The following is an 18,176-nucleotide window of genomic DNA, read 5'->3' as shown; positions in this document are numbered from 1 at the left end:
TGACCGTCCGGCGCCTGCCGTGTGCATCTGAAGCGTCCGGGTCATGGATTACTCCCCGCCGCCCCTCTTCAAGCAGGGCCCGTCCGCCACCGCGCGGCTGGTCGCCCTGCTTGCGCTCGCGCTCGCGCTGCTGGTGATCGATGCCCGCATGTCGGTGCTGGGCGTGGTCCGGCAGGTCGTGTCGGTCGTGCTGTACCCCGTCGAGCGCCTGGTGCTGATTCCGCGCGACACAGTGCGTGCTGCGCTGGATTACACACAGTCGTCCACCACGCTCGCCGCCGATAACCGCAACCTGCGCGAATCGGCCGTCGCCCAGGCCCAGCAATCGCTGCGCGCCTCGCAGCTTGAAGCCGAGAACCGCAATCTGCGCACGCTGCTCAACCTGAAGCAGCACGCCGCCATCCCCACCATTGGAGCGGAAGTTCTCTACGAAGCGCGTGATCCGTACACCCAGCGCATCGTCATTGATCGCGGCTCGAAGGACGGCGTGCGCGCCGGCTACCCGGTCATCGATGATCGTGGCGTGGTCGGCCAGGTGACGCGCGTGTCGCTGTTCGAATCGCAGGTCACGCTGCTGACCGACAAGGATCAGGCGATCCCCGTGGAAGTCGTGCGCAACGGCCTGCGCAGCGTGGCGTTTGGTGGTGCCCGCCCGGGCGCGCTGGACCTGCGCTTCATGGCCGCCTCGGCCGATCTGCAGCAGGGCGACCTGCTGGTGACCTCGGGGCTGGACGGCGTGTATCCGGCGGGCCTGCCGGTGGCGCGCATTGCACAGATCGAGCGTAAGGCCGACACCGCGTTCTCACGTGTGATCTGCGAGCCGGTGGCTGGCATCCGCAGCAACCGGCATCTGTTGATCGTGAAGTACGAGTCGGGCTTCCCGCCGCCGATGGATGTGGCACCCGCACCGGTGGCCAAGGGCAAGAACGCCGCCCGCGAAGCCCGCGAAGAGAAGGACCGCGCCGCGCGTGCTGCCGCCGAGGCCAACGTGCCGGCACCGGCTCCCGCTGCCGAAGACAACACCCCGCCGCCGCGCCCGACCGACGCCGACGGCAATCCGCTGGACACTGCTGATCCAGCGGCCAAACGCTAAGCGAGGCATCCACATGAACTCGCCCCAATACCTGCTGCGCCCGGTCAACCCCGGTTTCATCGCCTTCAGCTTCGTGCTGGCATTCCTGTTCAACCTGATGCCGTGGGGCCACATACAGTGGATTCCCGATCTGGTGGCACTGGTGCTGGTGTTCTGGAACATCCACCAGCCGCGACGCGTGGGCATGGTGGTGGCCTTCCTGCTGGGCCTCTTGATGGACGTGCACGAAGCGCGCCTGCTGGGCGAGCATGCGATGGCCTACACGATGCTGTCGTACTTTGCGATCACCATCCACCGGCGCGTGCTGTGGTTCTCGGTGCTGTCGCAGGCGCTGCATGTGTTGCCGCTGCTGGTGCTGGCGCACGCCGTGCCGATCGTCATCCGCCTGCTGATGGGCGCGCACCTGCCGGACTGGCAGGTCATTCTGCCGCCACTGATCGAAGCGGCGCTCTGGCCGTTCGCCAATGCCATCCTGCTGGCGCCGCAGCGCCGGCCGGAGAGCGTCGACGAAACTCGGCCAATCTAGGGCGTCCAATCTGATGCACCTCGCTGTTAGTCCGGCATGACCGAAATCCGCAACGTCGAACAGGAGCTGTCGCGCTTCCGCCTGCGGCTGGCGGCGGCCGCCCTGTTCGTGGTGATCTGCTTCGGGCTGCTGCTGGCGCGCTTCTTCTGGCTGCAGGAGGTCAAGCACGAGCAGTACTCGGCCAAGGCGGAAGACAACCGCATCTCGGTGGCGCCGATCGAGCCCAACCGCGGCATCATCATGGACCGCAACGGCGTGGTGCTGGCGCGCAACTACTCGGCATACACGCTGGAGATCACGCCGTCCAAGCTGCAAGACACGCTGGACAACACCATCGACCAGCTCGCCCAAGTCATCGACATCCAGCCGCGCGACCGCCGCCGCTTCAAGCGCCTGATGGAAGATGCGCGCAGCTTCGAGAGCCTGCCGATCCGCAGCCAGCTCACCGATCAGGAAGTCGCGCGTTTCTCGGCGCAGCGCTTCCGTTTTCCGGGTGTGGACGTGCACGCACGCTTGTTCCGCCAGTACCCGCTGGGTGAGTCGGCGTCGCACGTGATCGGCTACATCGGGCGGATCTCCGAGCGAGACCTGGACCGCATCGACAACATGAGCGATGCCAACAGCCAACCCGGTGTGACGTACGACCCGCGCAAGGATTCCAACAACTACAGCGGCACGGAATACATCGGCAAGGTCGGCATCGAGCAGAGCTATGAGACCGAGCTGCACGGTCTGACCGGCTACGAAGAAGTGGAAGTGAGCGCGGGCGGGCGGCCGATCCGCACGCTCTCGACCTCGCAAGCGACGCCGGGCAACAACCTGATCCTGTCGCTGGACATCAACCTGCAGCGCCTGGCCGAGCAGCTCTTCGGCAACCGCCGCGGCGCACTGGTGGCGATCGAGCCGGAGACGGGCGACATCCTCGCCTTCGTGTCCAAGCCGACATTCGATCCGAACATGTTCGTCGAAGGCATCGACAGCACCTCCTGGAACGAGCTGAACAACTCGCCCGACAAGCCGCTGCTGAACCGTCCGCTGCGCGGCACGTATCCGCCGGGCTCGACCTACAAGCCGTTCATGGCGCTGGGCGCGCTGGAGCTGGGCAAGCGCACGCCGCAGTGGGGCATGGCCGATCCGGGCTCGTTCACGCTGGGCAACCATACCTTCCGCGATGACGTACCGGGCGGGCACGGCTGGGTCGACATGTACCGCTCGATCGTGGCGTCGTGCGACACGTACTACTACCGGCTCGCCAACGACATGGGTGTGAATGCCATCCACGACTTCATGAAGCCGTTCGGCTTCGGGCAGGTCACGGGCATCGACATCGAAGGCGAGCGCACCGGCATCCTGCCGTCCACCGAGTGGAAGCGCAAAGCCTACAAGCGCCCCGAGCAACAGAAGTGGTACGACGGTGAAACGATTTCGCTGGGCATCGGCCAGGGCTACAACAACTTCACCATCCTGCAACTCGCGCACGCGGTGTCGACGCTGGCCAACAACGGCGTAGTGATGAAGCCTCACCTAGTGAAGGCGGTCGAGGATTCGCTCTCCAAGTCGCGCACACTGACCGTGCCGACCGAGAGCTACCGGATCCCGCTCAAGCAGGCCAACATCGACGTGATCAAGCGCGCGATGGTGGGCGTGAACCAGGCAGGTACGGCAGCCAAGGCGTTCATCGGCGCCCAGTATGTGTCGGCGGGCAAGACGGGGACGGCACAGGTGTACTCGCTGGGCAAGAACGAAAAGTACAGCCACCACGCGCTGCCCGAAAGCAAGCGCGACCACGCGCTGTTCGAGGCCTTTGCCCCGGCGGACCATCCGAAGATCGCGCTGGCCCTGATCGTGGAAAACGCCGGCTTTGGTGCCGCGTCGGCCGCGCCGATCGCACGCGCCGTCATGGACTATTACCTGACGGGCAAGTGGCCGACCGAACTGCTCGCCAGCGCGCCGAAGCCCCAGCCGCAACCGCCTGTGGACACGCCGAGCGTGTTCTCGACCGGCAAGACGGCCACCATCGCCAGCGCCACGGCCGCGCCGCAGGTGGCCGCGCAGGCCGCCTCCGAAGTGGCAGCTGCGTCAGCCGTGGCCGTACCGACCGCCAGTGGTGTGGCTGCGGCGTCGGCGCCGGCCGCTTCGTCGGTGGCAGCCGGCACCACACGTGCCGCGCCGCCGATGTCGCCGGACTTGGTGGCCCCCGCCCTGCGCGAGGCCGGCACCAGCGCCGAAGCTATCGCCCCGGCCACGCTGGACGCCCAGGTGCTGCAAGCACTGTCGCACGCGCAGCCCGCGCCTGAACTGCCACCGCGCGGACGCGGCAATGCCGCCGCCCCGGCCTCAACGCCGGCCACCGCACCCAAGGGCGGGAAAGAGGCGAAGCCTGGCAACAAGCCGGCACCGAAGCAGGCGCCCAAACCCGCGCAGGCCGCGCCCTGACATTCGCGCTTGAGGATCACGCCATGGACAAACTGGACAAGCGCCGCATATTCAACGTCATCAAGTCGCTCTTCACCGGCTTTGACGTGCCGCTGGCACTGATCGTGTTTCTGCTGCTGGGCACGGGATTGGTCGCACTGTATTCGGCCGCCATCGACATGCCGGGCCGGGTGGAAGACCAGGTCCGCAACATCCTGCTGTCGTTCGTGCTGATGTGGATCATCGCCAACCTGCCGCAACAGACGTTGATGCGCTTTGCGGTGCCGCTGTACACCGTTGGCGTGGCGCTATTGATTGGCGTGGCGGCATTCGGGTTGATCCGCAAGGGCGCGCGGCGGTGGCTGAACATCGGCGTGGTGGTGCAGCCTTCCGAGATCATGAAGATCGCCATGCCGCTCATGCTGGCGTGGTACTTCCAGAAACGCGAGGGCGTGATCCACTGGTATGACTATTTAGCGGCGGCCTTGCTGCTGCTGATTCCCGTCGGCCTGATCGCCAAGCAGCCGGACCTGGGGACGGCGCTGCTGGTGCTGGCCGCCGGCATCTACGTGATCTACTTTGCCGGCCTGTCGTGGCGGCTGATCGTGCCGGTGCTGGTGATTGCCGTGACGGCGATCACGCTGGTGGTGTCGTTCGAGTCGCGCATCTGCGCACCGGGCGTGAACTGGCCGATCCTGCACGACTACCAGCAGCATCGCGTGTGCACGCTGCTGGACCCGACCACCGACCCGCTGGGCAAGGGCTTCCACACCATCCAGTCAATCATCGCCATTGGCTCGGGGGGGGTGACGGGCAAAGGGTGGTTGAAGGGCACGCAAACCCACCTGGAGTTCATCCCCGAGAAGCACACCGACTTCATCTTCGCGGTGTATTCGGAAGAATTCGGGCTGGTGGGCAACGGCATCCTGCTCTTCCTGTACCTGCTGCTGATCATTCGCGGCCTGTTCATCGCGGCGAATGCGGGCACGCTGTTCGGGCGATTGCTGGCGGGGTCGATCACGCTGATCTTCTTTACCTACGCCTTCGTCAACATGGGCATGGTGAGCGGCATCCTGCCCGTGGTGGGCGTGCCGCTGCCCCTCATTAGCTACGGTGGGACGGCGCTGGTCACGCTGGGCATGGGCATCGGTATCCTGATGAGCATCGCCCGACAGAAACGCTTCGTGCAGACATAGCAGAACGGCCGCCAGGAATTGGCGGCCGTTTTGTTTTCAGGCGGTGGTTTCAGGCGGCGAGCGCCTCTTCGCGCAGCAGGCGCCGCAACACCTTGCCGGTGGAGGTGGCCGGCAGCGCATCGTGGAACTTCACCCGGCGCGGCACCTTGTACGGCGCCATGTTGTCGCGCGACCAGGCAATCAGCTCCGCCTCGGTGAGCGTGACACCGTTCATCGGCACCACGTGTGCGCAGACGACCTCGCCCTTGTCGGGATCGGGGATCGGCGTGACGGCCACCTGGCGGATGCCCGGGTGGCGAGAGAGCAACGCCTCCACCTCTTCGGGAAACACGCTATAGCCCGAGACCTTGATCATCTCCTTGATGCGGCCTTGCCATTGCAGATAGCCGTCGGGCGAGAGCTGGCCGATGTCACCGGTGTGCAGGAAGCCGTTCTGCAGCGCGGCACGCGTGGCTTCGTCGCGCTGCCAGTAGCCGCGGAACACGCCGGGGCTGCGGATGGTGATCTCGCCAGCCTGACCGGGGGGCAGTTCGGCGCCGGTGTGCGGATCAACGATGCGTACCTCGGTCTGCGGGACGATCTTGCCGTGCCAGCCCCAGCGCGGCGCGTCGGGCGGCGTGATGGCATCACAGGTGTGGGTTTCCGATAGGCCGTAGGCGGCCTCGTAGATGCTGCACTGCCTACCCGCAAAGGCGCGCCACTGCTCGGCAATCGCCTCCGTCAACGTCACGCCAAAGCTCGTGCACGGATTGGCCACCAGCGATTCCATGCGGTACTGCGCAGCATCCGGGTGCGCCATCACCGCGAGGTTCATCGGCGTCATGCTGTACCAGCGCGTGACGCGGTAGCGGTCGATGGCCTGCAGCACAGCCAGCGGGTCGAAGCGATAGAGCAGGATGGTGGTCGCGCCGGAATACAGCATCACGTTCATGCCCATCAGCATGCCGGCGATATGCGATAGCGGCGCCACCGCCAGCAGCACGTCGGACGCCTGAACACCGCTCACCTGCGCCGTCACGGCAGTCTTGTACAGGGCATTACGGTGCGTGAGCATCGCGCCCTTGGGGCGGCCGGTGGTGCCCGACGTGTAGATCATCAGGGCCACCTCGTCCAGATCGACCTGGATGGCGGTCACGGCGTTGCGTTCGGCCACATCCACCGGCTCGGCCAGCAACTGCATCAGGTCAAGCTGCGCGGCGCCGGGCTTGTTCTTGATCGGCGGCGCGGACGAGGCATCGGCCGCGATCAGTTCGGGCGGCACCGCCAGCGCCTTGCGGCATGCCGGCTGCGACGGCTGCAGATCGGCATAGCGCGTGGTGATAACGGTGGAAACCGAGGTGCCCGGCCGGGCAGCCTCGACAATCGGCATCAGGTCTGCGGCCGCCACCAGCACCTTCGCGCCGGAATCGGCCAGCTGGTCGCGCAACTCATGCTGACGCGACAGCGGCCCGCACGGCACGACGATGCCGCCCAGCTTGGCCGTAGCCAGATGCGCCAGGATGGCCTGCGGGCAGTTCTGCAGGAACAGCGCCACGCGGTCGCCGCGCGCCACGCCCAGCCGCTGCAACTGCACCGCCAGCCGGGTCGCAAGCTGGTCCAGCTCGCGCCAGCAGATCGTACGACCGTACCAGAGCAGAGCGATCCGCTCGGGTGTCTGCTGCGCATGGTGGGCGCAATACCGGTGCAGCGGCATTTCACCTGCCAGGTAGTCAACCGGTTCGCGGTTCTGGATCGTCATGTGGTGTCTCCTCGGCGGTCGGCATCGCGGGGCAATGCGTTGGCCGTGATGGCTGCCCTCGTACCGGGGCGCTCATGCGGGGCAGGTTGTGTGGCATCCATCGCTCGAGTATGACCAGCCCGTCTTGCGGTTGCCGTATCGATTTGCGCAAAACAACGTTCCACCCAAAACCGCAGCAAAACGTGATCCAAGACAGGACAGGCGCCAAAAATCTACCCTTCGGTATAGAGTCTCAGCGCAAACCTGCCGCGACGTCAATCAGGGAGAAGGCGGATACTCAGCCTCGGCAAGGATGCCCACGGAAGGTAAAGAATGTGGCCATTTCAATGGGAGCGTGTACTTACATTCCATCATTCAGCCTGGACAGTGAATTGCGCAGACAACATCAAAAATTTGCTGTCACGACAGATTTGTTCTATTTTTGACAACAAATCATGTGAGAGGCTGGAATGGATCGTTTGCAGTCAATGCGGGTGTTTTCCAAAGTGGTGGAGCTTGGCAGCTTCGCCCGGGCAGCACAGCATCTGTCGATGAGCAATGCCGTGGTCACGCGCTACGTGGCCGATCTGGAGGCGCACCTTGGCACGCGCCTACTCAACCGCACCACGCGCAGCCTGTCGCTGACGGACGTGGGCGAAACCTATCTGCAGCGCTGTCAGCAAATCTTGCTCGACATCGACGAGGCAGAGTCGCTCGCCACCTCGCGCAGCCAAGCGCTGGTGGGCGGCCTACGCATCGTCGCGCCGGTGATGTTCGGGCTGCACGTCTTACCGATGCTGCTGGCGCGCTTCCAGCAGCTCTATCCCGAGGTGACGTTTGACGTGGCGCTGTCCGATCGCCCGATCGACATCGTGGAAGACGGCCGCGATGTCGGCATCATGGTGTCAGAACTGGGCCTGGGCTCGCACCTGGTGGCGCGCCGCATGATCTCCGCCGAGATGGTGATGGCGGCCACGCCCGCCTACCTGCGCCAGCACTCCACGCCGCAGCGCGCGGAAGACATTGCCGAGCACCGCGTCATCGCCATGTGGCACCCGCAACTGCGTCACGAGTGGGAAATGAGCACGCCCGAAGGTCAGTCGATCTCGGTGCCGGTGCAGCCCTCGCTTGTCACCAGCAATGCCGAGCTGATGCACCGCGCGGTGCTGGCCGACATGGGCATCGCAATCTTGTCGTCGTACATGGCGCGGCCGGATCTGGAATCGGGCAAGCTGGTGCGCGTGCTGCCACAGTACAAGCTGCCGCACCGGTCGCTATCGCTGGTGTACCCGAGCCGCAAATTCCTGCCGACCAAGGTTCGCACCTTTATCGACTACATGCTGGCCCAGGCGATGGAGGTCAAGCACAGCGAAGCACGTGCCGGCCGAGGCCTGAGCGAAGCCGCGTAAGTCGCAACCGCATCGCCAAAACAAAACGGGAGGACAGTGTCCTCCCGTTTGCGTTGGTGCTATCGAAACCAGCGATCAGGTTTCGCTGGTGCTTTCCTCGTCGGTCTCGGCTTCGGCGGCCTTCTTGCGCGCCGGGGCTTTCTTGGCGGCAGTCTTCGTCGCCGTTTTGGCCGCACTCTTGGCCGGGGCCTTCTTGGCAGCAGGCGTCTTGGCCGCGGCTGTCGTCTTCTTGGCTGCAGTCTTCGCGCCGGGCTTGCCCTTGCCTTCACCACGCGGCTCGAACTCGAAGCCGATCTTGCCGTCCGGCTGCTTCACCAGGAACGCCTTGAAGTTGCGCCCCGTGCGTGCGGACTTGAAGCCGGTCAGCAGATCCGTCTTGCCGTCGGTCAGCAGCTTGCCCAGTTGCTCGCGGCTGATCTCCTGCTGCAGGATGATCTTGCCGGTCGTGAAGTCGCACGTCTTGGGCTGCGCCACGGCGTTCTCGCACACGTACTTCAACCCGTGCTCGTAGACGTTGCCGTTGCACTTCGGGCAATGGCCGACGCTTTCCTGGCCGGTGAAGTCGACCGGTTCGCCGTCCTCTTCCTCGTTCTGGCCGAAGTCGAACGCCATCTTCCACTGGCCGTCTTCCTGCGCCAGCTTGAGGATGGCGGCAAACGGCCGGCCCATCTTGCTGCGGAAGCCCTGCAGCGGCCCAATGGTCTTATTGATCAGCAGCTCTTCCACCTCGTCCAGCTCGAACTGGCGGCCGCCCGGGATCTTGCTGATCGAGAAGTCGCAGTGGCTGCAGGCGAAGCGGCGGTAGTTCTCTTTGACCACGTGACCGCATTGCGGGCACGGCGTGGCCAGCGTCGCGTAGTCGCCGGGGATGGTGTCGCTGTCGTATTCCTTGGCGCGCTTGACGATCTGCTGCGTCATCTGCGCGATCTCGCGCATGAATTCGTCGCGCTCCAACTGGCCGCGCTCAATCAGCGAGAGCTTGTGCTCCCAGCCGCCGGTCAACTCGGCCTGCGTGAGTTCTTCCACACCCAAGCCGCGCAGCAGCGTCATCAGCTGGAAGGCCTTGGCGGTCGGGATCAGCTCGCGGCCTTCACGCACGAGGTACTTTTCCGTCAACAAGCCTTCGATGATGGCCGCGCGCGTGGCTGGCGTGCCCAGGCCTTTGCCCGCCATGGCTTCGCGCAGCGCATCGTCGTCGACCAGCTTGCCGGCGCCTTCCATGGCCGAGAGCAGCGTCGCTTCGTTGTAGCGAGCGGGCGGCTTGGTGGTCAGGCCCACCGGTTCGACCTTGTCGGTCTTGACCTTTTCGTCCTTGGCGACCGGCACGAGGTTGGCATCCTCGCCCTGCGCCTCACGACCGTACACGACCAGCCAGCCCGGATTCACCAGCACCTTGCCTTCGGTCTTGAAGTGATGCCCGGCCACTTCGGTCACGCGCGTGGTGACCTGGTACTCGGCCGCCGGGAAGAACACCGCCAAGAAGCGGCGCACCACCAGGTCGTACAGCTTCTGCTCCGGCTCCGACAGGTTCTTCGGTGCCTGCAGCGTCGGGATGATGGCGAAGTGATCGCTGATCTTGCTGTTGTCGAAGATCCGCTTGTTCGGCTTGACCCACTGGTTGGCGAGGATCTTCTTCGCGTGCGTCAGGTAGTTGGGCGAGCTCTCGCCCAGCATGTCCAGCGTCTGCTTGACGGTGCCCATGTAGTCTTCGGGCAGCGCGCGCGAATCGGTACGCGGGTAGGTCAGCACCTTGTGCTTTTCATACAGCGCCTGCGCCAGACCCAGCGTGTTCTTGGCCGAGAAGCCGAAGCGGCCGTTGGCCTCGCGCTGCAGGCTGGTCAGGTCGAACAGCGCCGGCGACATCTGCGTCGACGGCTTCGACTCTTCCGTCACCGTGCCCGTCTTGTCGCGGCATGCGGCGACGATGCTCTTGGCCTCGGCCTCGCTCCACAGGCGCGAGTCGCGTCGTTCGGGATCGAACTCGTCCTTCTTGAACTTGGGGTCGAACCAGCGGCCTTCGTACAGTCCGGCTGCGGCGATGAACTCGGCGCGCACTTCCCAGTAATCGCGCGGCACGAAGCGTTTGATCTTCTCTTCGCGCTCCACCACGATCGACAGCGTGGGCGTCTGCACGCGGCCCACGGTGGTCAGGAAGAAGCCGCCGCCCTTGCTGTTGAAGGCGGTCATGGCGCGCGTGCCGTTGATGCCGACCAGCCAGTCGGCCTCGGAACGGCAACGGGCGGCGTCGGCCAGCGGCATCATGTCCTTGTCGCTGCGCAGCTTGCCGAAGCCATCGCGGATGGACTGCGGCGTCATCGACTGCAGCCACAGGCGCTGGATCGGCAGCTTGGTGTTCGCGTGTTGCGCGATCAGGCGGAAGATCAATTCACCTTCGCGCCCCGCGTCACAGGCGTTGATCAGGCTGGTCACATCCTTGCGTTTGATGAGGCGCGTGAGCACCTTCAGGCGCGATTCGGATTTGGCGATCGGGCGCAGATCAAAGTGCGGCGGGATCACCGGCAGATGGGCGAAGCTCCATTTGCCGCGTTTGACTTCGTATTCGTCGGGGGCAGCGATTTCGACCAGGTGGCCAACCGCCGAGGAGAGGACGTAGTCGTCACTCTCAAAGTACTCGTCGTGCTTGGTGAAGCCACCCAGCGCGCGCGCGATATCAGCGGCGACCGACGGTTTTTCGGCAATGATGAGGGCCTTGGACATGTGAGCGGATCCTGGCGATCGCAAGCAATCAGGTAAACAAGAGGTCGCTTTCTAATAGCGGCCGTTCGCGTGGGTTTTGTAGAGTCTTATGGCAACGCGTGCCGACTTCAAGTGCTGCCGGCGCCTATCAAAGCGCACATTCAAGCAGTCTGCCCCGAATTTGGCCGCCAATCATAAGCGCGGTTCCTTTTCAGGTGCAATAGAGTGACGCAGACTTCGCCTTGCATTGTCAAGGCTCGCAATCAGGCCGATTGCAGCAGCCAGCCACGCAAGTCGGGTGCCGCCGTCACAGTTGGGGCGGCGCGCAAATCACGCGAAAGCATGCCTTCCACCACACCGGCATGCGGCAAGACGGGGCCGAAAAACAACACATCGCCGGCGTCATCCATGCGTTGAATCAGCAGGGTGGGGAAATTTTCGACATCGAAATCGCCCAGGGCATCGGCATGGTCTTCCACGTCCACCCAGACGAAGCAGCATTCCGGATGCCGCGCCGCCAACTCGGTAAACGTCGTGCGGTAGCTGCGGCAGGTGCCGCACCACTCGGCGCACAAGCACGCGACCAGCAACTGCCCCGTCCGCATGCGCGTATGCAGCGTAGTGGCATCAGTGTCGGGCGAGAGAAGCGGCATAAACAGCGGCAGTGTGCGACGAATAGATCGCAGCTATTGTAGGCACGCTTTCAAGGAAGCCGCAGAAAGCGCCCGCCGGGCTGGCGCTCCACGCGGCCATCCAGTTCCAGCGCCAGAAGCTGTGCCGACAACGCAGCCGCGGCCTGACCAGTGCGCTCGCACAAGGTATCTAGATCAACGGGGTCAAAGCCGAGCGCATCGAGCAGCGTGGTTTCAGCCGCGCTTGGCGCAAGGCGCGCAGCGGGTGCTGCCGCAATGGCGGCACTTTCGGCCGGCGCAGTGCGCGAAGCACGCTTGACCGGCGCGACTGTACGCCCCCAGCCCAACTCGTCGAGGATGTCGGCGGCAGTTTCCACCAGCTTGGCGCCTTGCTTGATCAGCAGGTGGCAGCCCTTGGCCAGCGGCGAGTGAATCGAGCCCGGAATCGCAAACACATCGCGGCCCTGTTCAGCCGCCAGCCGCGCAGTGATCAGCGAGCCGGACTGCGCCGCCGCCTCCACCACCAGCAACCCACGCGCGAGACCGGCGATCAGGCGATTGCGGCGCGGAAAGTTCTCAGCACGCGCGCCCATCCCTAGCGGGTATTCGGAGATGATGACCCCGGCCTCGGCAATGCGGTGCGCCAGCGCCCGGTTGCGCGCCGGGTAAACAATATCGAGGCCCGTACCCACCACGGCGATGGTGCTGCCGGGCCCGTTCAGTGCGCCCTCATGCGCCGCCGCATCGATGCCCAGCGCCAGGCCGGAGACGATCGTCACGCTCGCCGCAGATAGCGCCTGCGCAAACGCCCGCGCATTGTCGATGCCAGCCGCCGTGGCACTGCGGGCGCCCACCACACCCACCGCCGCCGCACGCAGCAGCGACACATCGCCCTTGGCGTACAGCACGGTCGGCGGGTCCGTCAGCTCCAGCAAGCGGGGCGGATAGCCTCGATCGGCCAACGTAAAGACGGCATTGCCAGGCTCATTTGCCCACGCGACGGTGCGTTCGATGAGCGCAGCCAGCGTTTCGTCCGGCGCGGCCAATAGCGCGCGCGCCTGCCGCTCGGGCAACACCCGGGCAAGCGAGGAATACGGTTGGGCGAAGATGTCCTGCGGCAAGCCGAAGGCCGCCAGCAACTGACGCGCGGCAACAGGGCCGACACCGGGGGTTTCTGTCAGACGCAGCCACGCGGCCAGCTCTACGGAATCGCGTGTGCAGGAGAGGGAATCAATGGAGTCGGTCGCGGCACCCGCCGCGACCTGTGAGGCATCAGTCAAATCAGGACTGCAGTCAGCGTGATCAGGGTTGCGTCATCGGATTATCGACAGCATCGCCCACCTCCACGGTGTTCGACGAGTCCGTCACCAGCGCGTAGGCCACGTGCGGGAACACACGGAACACGAAGGCCAAGCCGTAACGTTCTTCCGGCAGTTGCACGGCTTCACCGCCGGCGGTCCGATCCTTGACGACCGTGCCGGCACGCGACAATGCCAGCACATGGCCGGCCTCCAGCCCTTGCTGGCTGCCGATGTTCAGCACCACCACCTGATCCGAACCGCCAAAGCGCACGCCGCCCGTCACCTTGGCAACCACGCCGTGCACGTTGCCTTCGGGCGCATGTGGCACGTAGCGCACCGGCACGCGCGGCGGCAGCGGCATCAGTTGCGTGCCGACGCCCATTTCTTCCTTGGACGTCAGCGCCTCCATCTTGGTCACGGCCTGCGGGCCGGTGGCCGCGCGCACCACACGCAGGGTGCCGAGGAAGTCGGCCTCATAGCCGAGCACGTTGCCTGTGACCGGATCCTTGAGCGGCTTGACCGGGCGATAGGCTTGCCACTCGGTGCCGGCTTGACCGGCTTCCCCATCGGGCAGACCACGAGCATAGGCGCTCTCGCCCTTACCCAGGTAGACGCGGCCTTCCGGTAGTTCAAAAATGCGCGCCGGCGTCGCCAGCGTTTCCTCGTCCACGACGATCGGCTGCGTGAGGAATGGCTCGATGACCGAGGCGGGAATGCTGGAGATAGCGTCGCCGTCCTGGCCCGACACTCGGGTATGCGGCGACAGGCGCACCGTGCTGCCGTCCGCCGAGGCCGGCGAGCTCGACAGCCAGGCGCGGCCGTTGGCGTGATGCAGATAGAGCACCTGGCCCGGATAGATCAGATGCGGATTGCGAATCTGCTCTCGGTTCATGCCCCACAGTTCAGGCCAGCGGTACGGCCGCTTGAGATACTTGCCGGAGATCGCCCACAGCGTATCGCCGCGGCGCACGGTGTACTGCGCAGGCGCGCTGGTGGCGAGTTCGGACTCAGGAATCCCTGTTTGCGCGGCCACAGTGGCTTGCGCTTGTTGCGCCGGAGAGACAGTGCGCTCGGCAGCATGTGCGGCACCTACGCAAAACAGCGTTGCCGCGGCAACCGCAGACAAGGCGCAAACGTAAGACTGGCGCGCTTTTGTGGTGGATTGCGTGGCGGGCTTGATCAGCATCGGTGTGTTACGATGGCGCATTATTCTATGAAGAATCGGCGAGTGGTCCGCGTGCTTGGTCAGCGCCTGCGCGACGCCTGACCGCCGCTGCTGCGCGCTTCGTGCGTCGCAGCGAGAGGGGTATGGCATCAAACATTCGTCAGGCTTTTTCCTAAGCCATGTGGCGGATAGCGCCCCCGATTCTGCATGACATTCCAAGCGATCGCAATTGAAGGCAACCCCTCGTTAGCGTGGCCTTCCGCAACCGTTGTTGCCAAGCATCATGGCCCTACTGAATATCCTGCAATACCCTGATCCGCGGCTGCACAAGGTCGCCAAACCGGTCGTTGAAGTGAACGATCGCGTTCGCAAACTGGTGGCCGACATGGCCGAGACCATGTACGAGGCGCCTGGCGTGGGCCTGGCCGCCACGCAGGTCGACGTGCATGAGCGCGTGATCACCATCGACGTGTCGGAGTCGCGCGACGAACTGCGCGTGTTCATCAACCCCGAGATCGTCTGGGCCAGCGCCGAGCACAAGGTCTGGGACGAGGGCTGCCTGTCCGTGCCCGACATCTACGACAAGGTTGAACGCCCCGACCGCGTGCGCGTGCGCGCACTGAACGAAAAGGGCGAAACCTTCGAGCTGGAGGCCGATGGCCTGCTGGCCGTGTGCATCCAGCACGAAATGGATCACCTGATGGGCAAGGTGTTTGTCGAATACCTCTCGCCGCTCAAGCAGACACGCATCCGCTCCAAGCTCAAGAAGCATCAGCGCGATCTGGAGCACCAGCGCTGATCCCGCGTTCATGCCGCCCGACGCCAACGCGCGCACGCCCTCCCTCCCGCTGATGTCGACCGTACCCGCCAACGCCGGCCCGGACACGCGCGCACGCAGCTTCACCGCCGTGCTGGTGCGACATTGGCGCGCGATCGTCGTGCTGATGGTGTGCGCCTATTTTGTGGCGGGCACGTTCTGGCGTGCGCCCTGGAAAGCCGACGAGCCGTACTCGTTCGGCGTGGTGCTCAACATCATCGAGCGCGGCGACTGGGTGATCCCCAATGTCGCCTTTGAGCCTTTCGTCGAGAAGCCGCCACTGGTGTACTGGACCGGCGCACTGGCCGCGCTGGCCGTGCCCGACCTGCCGCCGCACGAAGCGGTGCGTCTGGCCGTGCTGTTCTGGATGGCGCTGACCTGCCTGGCGGTCTGGCGCACCGCACGCCTGCTGCGTGGCGAGGCACGTGACTGGCGCATGCGCGTCGGCGCGCAACTGGCACGTGGGCGCCCCGGCCCGACACTGGCCGAGCGCCGCATCGCCGGGCTGGATTCTGGCGGCGCAGCGTTTCGTGATTACGCGCTGAGCGCACTGTTGCTGTTTGCCGGCTGTATCGGGCTGGTCGAGCATGTCCACAAGTTCATTGCCGACGTGCCGCAGCTGGCTGGCACAGCCATCGCGCTGTACGGCCTGGTGCGCTATGTGAAGGCGAGCGAAGCGGGCGGCGTACACGGTGTGGACGTACTGCGTCCGGCCCTGTGGTTCGGCACGGGCGTCGGCGTGGCGTTCCTCGGCAAGGGCGTGCTGGTACCGGGCCTGTTCGGGCTGACCCTGCTGGCGGCAATGGTGCTGCTGCCGGACTTTCGCAATCGCCAGGCATGGCGCTTCTATGGGCTGTCGCTGCTGGCAGCGCTGCCTTGGCTGGTGATCTGGCCGGCCATCTTCTGGCATGAATCGCCAGACCTGTTCATCGAGTGGTTCTGGGTCAACAACCTTGGCCGCTTCTTCGGGTTCTCGCACCTGGGCGGTGAGAAAGGATCGCTCGTCACCACCGTTCGCTCAATCCTGCTGACCGGCACGCCGGCGGTGTGGCCGGCGGTGGCGGTGCTGGGAATCTCGCTCTACAAACTGGTGCGCCAACGCGGACGCGGTGCGCGGGCAGCCTGGCTGCTGCCGTATCAGGGGCACCTGGTGGTGGCGCTGTTCGTGCTCGTGACGATTGCCGTGGTGCTGCGCTCAGCCGTGCTGCGCGACGTGTATCTGATGCCGCTGCAACCGGCACTGGTTCTGCTGGGTGCGCCGATGTTGTTGCTGATTCCGCCCGCTTGGCGTACGCGCGCCTGGGTGGTATCGGTCACGCTGTTCGGCGTGCTGGGAATGGTGGTCTGGGCCGTGTGGGCGACGCTCGTGACGAACGGTGGGCAGTCGCTGCCGGGCTGGCTGGCCAAGGTGCTGGGCCGCGTGTTGCCGCTGCCGTACGACATGCTGCTGCACCCGGTGGCCGTGCTGGCGGCCGCCGGCATGACCGTGCTGTGGATTGTCTGTGTGTGGCTGCGTCCGGCACGTTCGGGCGTGGTGGCGTGGGCAGCAGGTCTTGGCATGGTGTGGGGCCTGCTCGGCACACTACTGATGCCGTGGGTGGACGATGCGCGCAGCTACCGCCCCCTGTTCCAAGCGATCAAACCCGTTCTCGAATCCGCGCAGATCTGCGTGGCCACGCGCGGCATGGGCGAGAGCGAACGCGCGTTGATGCACTACGAAACCGGCGTGCGCCCGGTCAAATGGCTGCTCGGCCACAGCGGCGCAGGCGACGACCACCGCCCCAACCCGACCGCACGCACCTGCGACCTGATGCTGGTGCTCGAAAAAAGGCCGGAGCATAGTCGACGCCGCCCACAAGGCGACAACTGGGAAATGGTATGGCGCGGCAGCCGCCCCGGCGACACCAACGAAACGTTCTCGCTTTTCCAGCGGCGCAGCAACGGCGTATCGGAGACGTTGCCCTCGCCCGAGCCCATCGTCCCGCTCGCCGACACGCCACATCGCGGCAGCCGCTAAGAACCCGTTCACGATCCGTAGCGAGCAGCCCGAGGTTGGGCCAACGAATTTGCCAAAACCGGCAACCGTACATGGGTACGGCAAGCATCGCAGGACCAACATCGGGCTGCGCAGTAGGATCGAGAACAGGTTCTAAATCCAATGCGCTACGCTGTTGTGTAGCGCGTTTTCCCGTTTTTTCGCTCTCCGCCCCATGACGCCCTCCCTTCGCGTAGCGTTTGCCGGCACGCCTGAATTTGCGCAGATCGCCCTGGCGGCGATCCACCAGGCCGGCTTCCCCATCGTTGCCGTGCTGAGCCAGCCGGATCGTCCGGCCGGACGCGGCATGCAGTTGCAGGCGAGCCCTGTCAAGCAATACGCCCTATCGCATCTCGGGCAGGGGTTCGGGCCGATCCTGCAGCCGCCGTCGCTGCGTCGCACGGGTAAATATCCGCAGGAGGCCGCGGAAGCCATTGATGCACTGGCCGCGCAGCGCCCCGACGTGATGGTGGTGGCCGCCTACGGCCTGATCCTGCCGCAGGAAGTGCTGGACCTGCCGCGCTTTGGCTGCATCAACATCCACGCCTCGCTGCTGCCGCGCTGGCGGGGTGCGGCGCCCATCCACCGCGCCATCGAGGCCGGCGATGCCGAATCGGGCATCACGCTCATGCAAATGGATGCGGGCCTCGACACCGGCGACATGATCAGCATGGAGCGCGCGCCCATCGGCTTGGCCGACACCACGGGCACGCTGCACGACACGTTGGCCGCGCTCGGCGGGCGCATGGTGGTGGAGGCGCTGACCCGGCTGGCGCAGGACGGCCGCAAGCTGCCCGCTACGCCGCAACCGGCAGAAGGCGTGACCTACGCCGAGAAGATCGCCAAGGACGAAGCCGCGCTCGATTGGTCACGCCAGTCTGCCGCGCTGCTGCGCCAGGTGCACGCGTTCAACCCATTCCCTGGCGCATCGGCCACGCTCGATGGCGTGACGATCAAATTCTGGCAAGCCGAGGCGCTGGCCGACCGGCCGACCGAAGCCGAACCCGGCATGGTGCTCGCCGCCAACGCCGACGGCGTGACAATTGCCTGTGGCGCCGGCGCGCTGCGCGTGACACAGTTGCAGAAGCCGGGCGGCAAGCGCCTGCCCGCGCGCGAATTCCTGCAGGGCCTGGCGATCCAGCCGGGCCAGCGCTTCGCCTCGCGCGCCTGAAC

Annotated in this window: 13 protein-coding genes; 8 read left to right on the top strand and 5 right to left on the bottom strand. The window is 65.3% G+C overall.

Annotation, left to right across the window (positions count from 1 at the left end; all coding sequences use genetic code 11):
• The first annotated feature begins 43 nt into the window (after positions 1–43).
• From mreC to rodA, 4 genes are read left to right on the top strand one after another with little or no spacing between them, the layout of a single operon-like run.
• Entirely contained in the window at positions 44–1,093 is a 1,050-nt protein-coding gene (gene mreC / locus V6657_RS17695) for a rod shape-determining protein MreC (protein ID WP_048934353.1), read from the top strand.
• Positions 1,094–1,106: 13 nt separating this feature from the next.
• A complete protein-coding gene (gene mreD, locus V6657_RS17690) occupies positions 1,107–1,619 on the top strand; it encodes a rod shape-determining protein MreD (RefSeq protein WP_048934352.1) in 513 nt (170 codons plus the stop codon).
• A 36-nt stretch (positions 1,620–1,655) separates the two neighbouring features.
• Positions 1,656–4,055: a penicillin-binding protein 2 gene (mrdA, locus tag V6657_RS17685; RefSeq protein ID WP_048934351.1), complete on the top strand. Its 2,400-nt coding sequence runs from the start codon at positions 1,656–1,658 to the stop codon at positions 4,053–4,055.
• A gap of 32 nt (positions 4,056–4,087) precedes the next feature.
• Complete coding sequence (gene rodA / locus V6657_RS17680) at positions 4,088–5,230, top strand: rod shape-determining protein RodA (protein WP_082170227.1); 1,143 nt, start codon at positions 4,088–4,090, stop codon at positions 5,228–5,230.
• Between the two features lie 49 nt (positions 5,231–5,279).
• On the opposite strand, the gene V6657_RS17675 is transcribed toward rodA, so the two are convergent.
• Positions 5,280–6,968: an AMP-binding protein gene (locus V6657_RS17675; protein WP_048934349.1), complete on the bottom strand. Its 1,689-nt coding sequence runs from the start codon at positions 6,966–6,968 to the stop codon at positions 5,280–5,282.
• Between the two features lie 449 nt (positions 6,969–7,417).
• Between V6657_RS17675 and V6657_RS17670 the strand changes: the two genes are divergently transcribed.
• Positions 7,418–8,356 (top strand): LysR family transcriptional regulator, encoded by a 939-nt coding sequence (locus tag V6657_RS17670; protein ID WP_048934348.1) that lies wholly within the window; start codon positions 7,418–7,420, stop codon positions 8,354–8,356.
• A gap of 75 nt (positions 8,357–8,431) precedes the next feature.
• Here the strand turns inward: V6657_RS17670 and V6657_RS17665 are convergent, their stop codons facing one another.
• From V6657_RS17665 to V6657_RS17650, 4 genes are all read right to left on the bottom strand, one after another.
• Positions 8,432–11,074 carry a DNA topoisomerase III gene (locus V6657_RS17665; RefSeq protein WP_048934347.1) on the bottom strand — a complete coding sequence of 881 codons (2,643 nt, stop codon included), beginning with the start codon at positions 11,072–11,074 and terminating at the stop codon, positions 8,432–8,434.
• Positions 11,075–11,316: 242 nt separating this feature from the next.
• Positions 11,317–11,706, bottom strand: a complete 390-nt coding sequence (locus V6657_RS17660; RefSeq protein ID WP_048934346.1) for a thioredoxin family protein — start codon at positions 11,704–11,706, stop codon at positions 11,317–11,319.
• 50 nt (positions 11,707–11,756) lie between these two features.
• Entirely contained in the window at positions 11,757–12,965 is a 1,209-nt protein-coding gene (dprA, locus tag V6657_RS17655; RefSeq protein WP_048934345.1) for a DNA-processing protein DprA, read from the bottom strand.
• Positions 12,966–12,987: 22 nt separating this feature from the next.
• The gene (locus tag V6657_RS17650) at positions 12,988–14,172 is read right to left on the bottom strand and encodes a LysM peptidoglycan-binding domain-containing protein (protein ID WP_048934344.1); all 1,185 of its coding nucleotides are present in this window, start codon (positions 14,170–14,172) and stop codon (positions 12,988–12,990) included.
• A 262-nt stretch (positions 14,173–14,434) separates the two neighbouring features.
• On the opposite strand from V6657_RS17650, the gene def reads away from it, so the two are divergent.
• The 3 genes from def to fmt all read left to right on the top strand — a co-directional run bounded on the left by def (position 14,435) and on the right by fmt (position 18,174).
• Positions 14,435–14,950 (top strand): peptide deformylase, encoded by a 516-nt coding sequence (gene def, locus V6657_RS17645; RefSeq protein ID WP_048934343.1) that lies wholly within the window; start codon positions 14,435–14,437, stop codon positions 14,948–14,950.
• A 10-nt stretch (positions 14,951–14,960) separates the two neighbouring features.
• Positions 14,961–16,985 carry a glycosyltransferase family 39 protein gene (locus tag V6657_RS17640; RefSeq protein WP_048934342.1) on the top strand — a complete coding sequence of 675 codons (2,025 nt, stop codon included), beginning with the start codon at positions 14,961–14,963 and terminating at the stop codon, positions 16,983–16,985.
• A gap of 193 nt (positions 16,986–17,178) precedes the next feature.
• Positions 17,179–18,174 (top strand): methionyl-tRNA formyltransferase, encoded by a 996-nt coding sequence (gene fmt / locus V6657_RS17635; RefSeq protein ID WP_048934341.1) that lies wholly within the window; start codon positions 17,179–17,181, stop codon positions 18,172–18,174.
• The last annotated feature ends 2 nt before the right edge of the window (positions 18,175–18,176 follow it).

Origin of the sequence: Ralstonia sp. RRA (genome assembly GCF_037023145.1) — a bacterium.
Taxonomy (GTDB): Bacteria; Pseudomonadota; Gammaproteobacteria; order Burkholderiales; family Burkholderiaceae; genus Ralstonia.
Note: the sequence above shows the minus strand (reverse complement) of the source record. Positions and strands in the feature narration are given on the sequence as shown.

What these genes read in the sequence shown, in the direction of transcription:
- mreD (WP_048934352.1), top strand. Translation starts at nt 1,107, where the DNA reads ATGAACTCGCCCCAATACCTGCTGCGCCCGGTCAACCCCGGTTTCATC.
- V6657_RS17660 (WP_048934346.1), bottom strand. Translation starts at nt 11,706, where the DNA reads ATGCCGCTTCTCTCGCCCGACACTGATGCCACTACGCTGCATACGCGC.
- V6657_RS17665 (WP_048934347.1), bottom strand. Translation starts at nt 11,074, where the DNA reads ATGTCCAAGGCCCTCATCATTGCCGAAAAACCGTCGGTCGCCGCTGAT.
- V6657_RS17670 (WP_048934348.1), top strand. Translation starts at nt 7,418, where the DNA reads ATGGATCGTTTGCAGTCAATGCGGGTGTTTTCCAAAGTGGTGGAGCTT.
- mrdA (WP_048934351.1), top strand. Translation starts at nt 1,656, where the DNA reads ATGACCGAAATCCGCAACGTCGAACAGGAGCTGTCGCGCTTCCGCCTG.
- fmt (WP_048934341.1), top strand. Translation starts at nt 17,179, where the DNA reads ATGACGCCCTCCCTTCGCGTAGCGTTTGCCGGCACGCCTGAATTTGCG.
- V6657_RS17650 (WP_048934344.1), bottom strand. Translation starts at nt 14,172, where the DNA reads ATGCTGATCAAGCCCGCCACGCAATCCACCACAAAAGCGCGCCAGTCT.
- V6657_RS17675 (WP_048934349.1), bottom strand. Translation starts at nt 6,968, where the DNA reads ATGACGATCCAGAACCGCGAACCGGTTGACTACCTGGCAGGTGAAATG.
- V6657_RS17640 (WP_048934342.1), top strand. Translation starts at nt 14,961, where the DNA reads ATGCCGCCCGACGCCAACGCGCGCACGCCCTCCCTCCCGCTGATGTCG.
- def (WP_048934343.1), top strand. Translation starts at nt 14,435, where the DNA reads ATGGCCCTACTGAATATCCTGCAATACCCTGATCCGCGGCTGCACAAG.
- mreC (WP_048934353.1), top strand. Translation starts at nt 44, where the DNA reads ATGGATTACTCCCCGCCGCCCCTCTTCAAGCAGGGCCCGTCCGCCACC.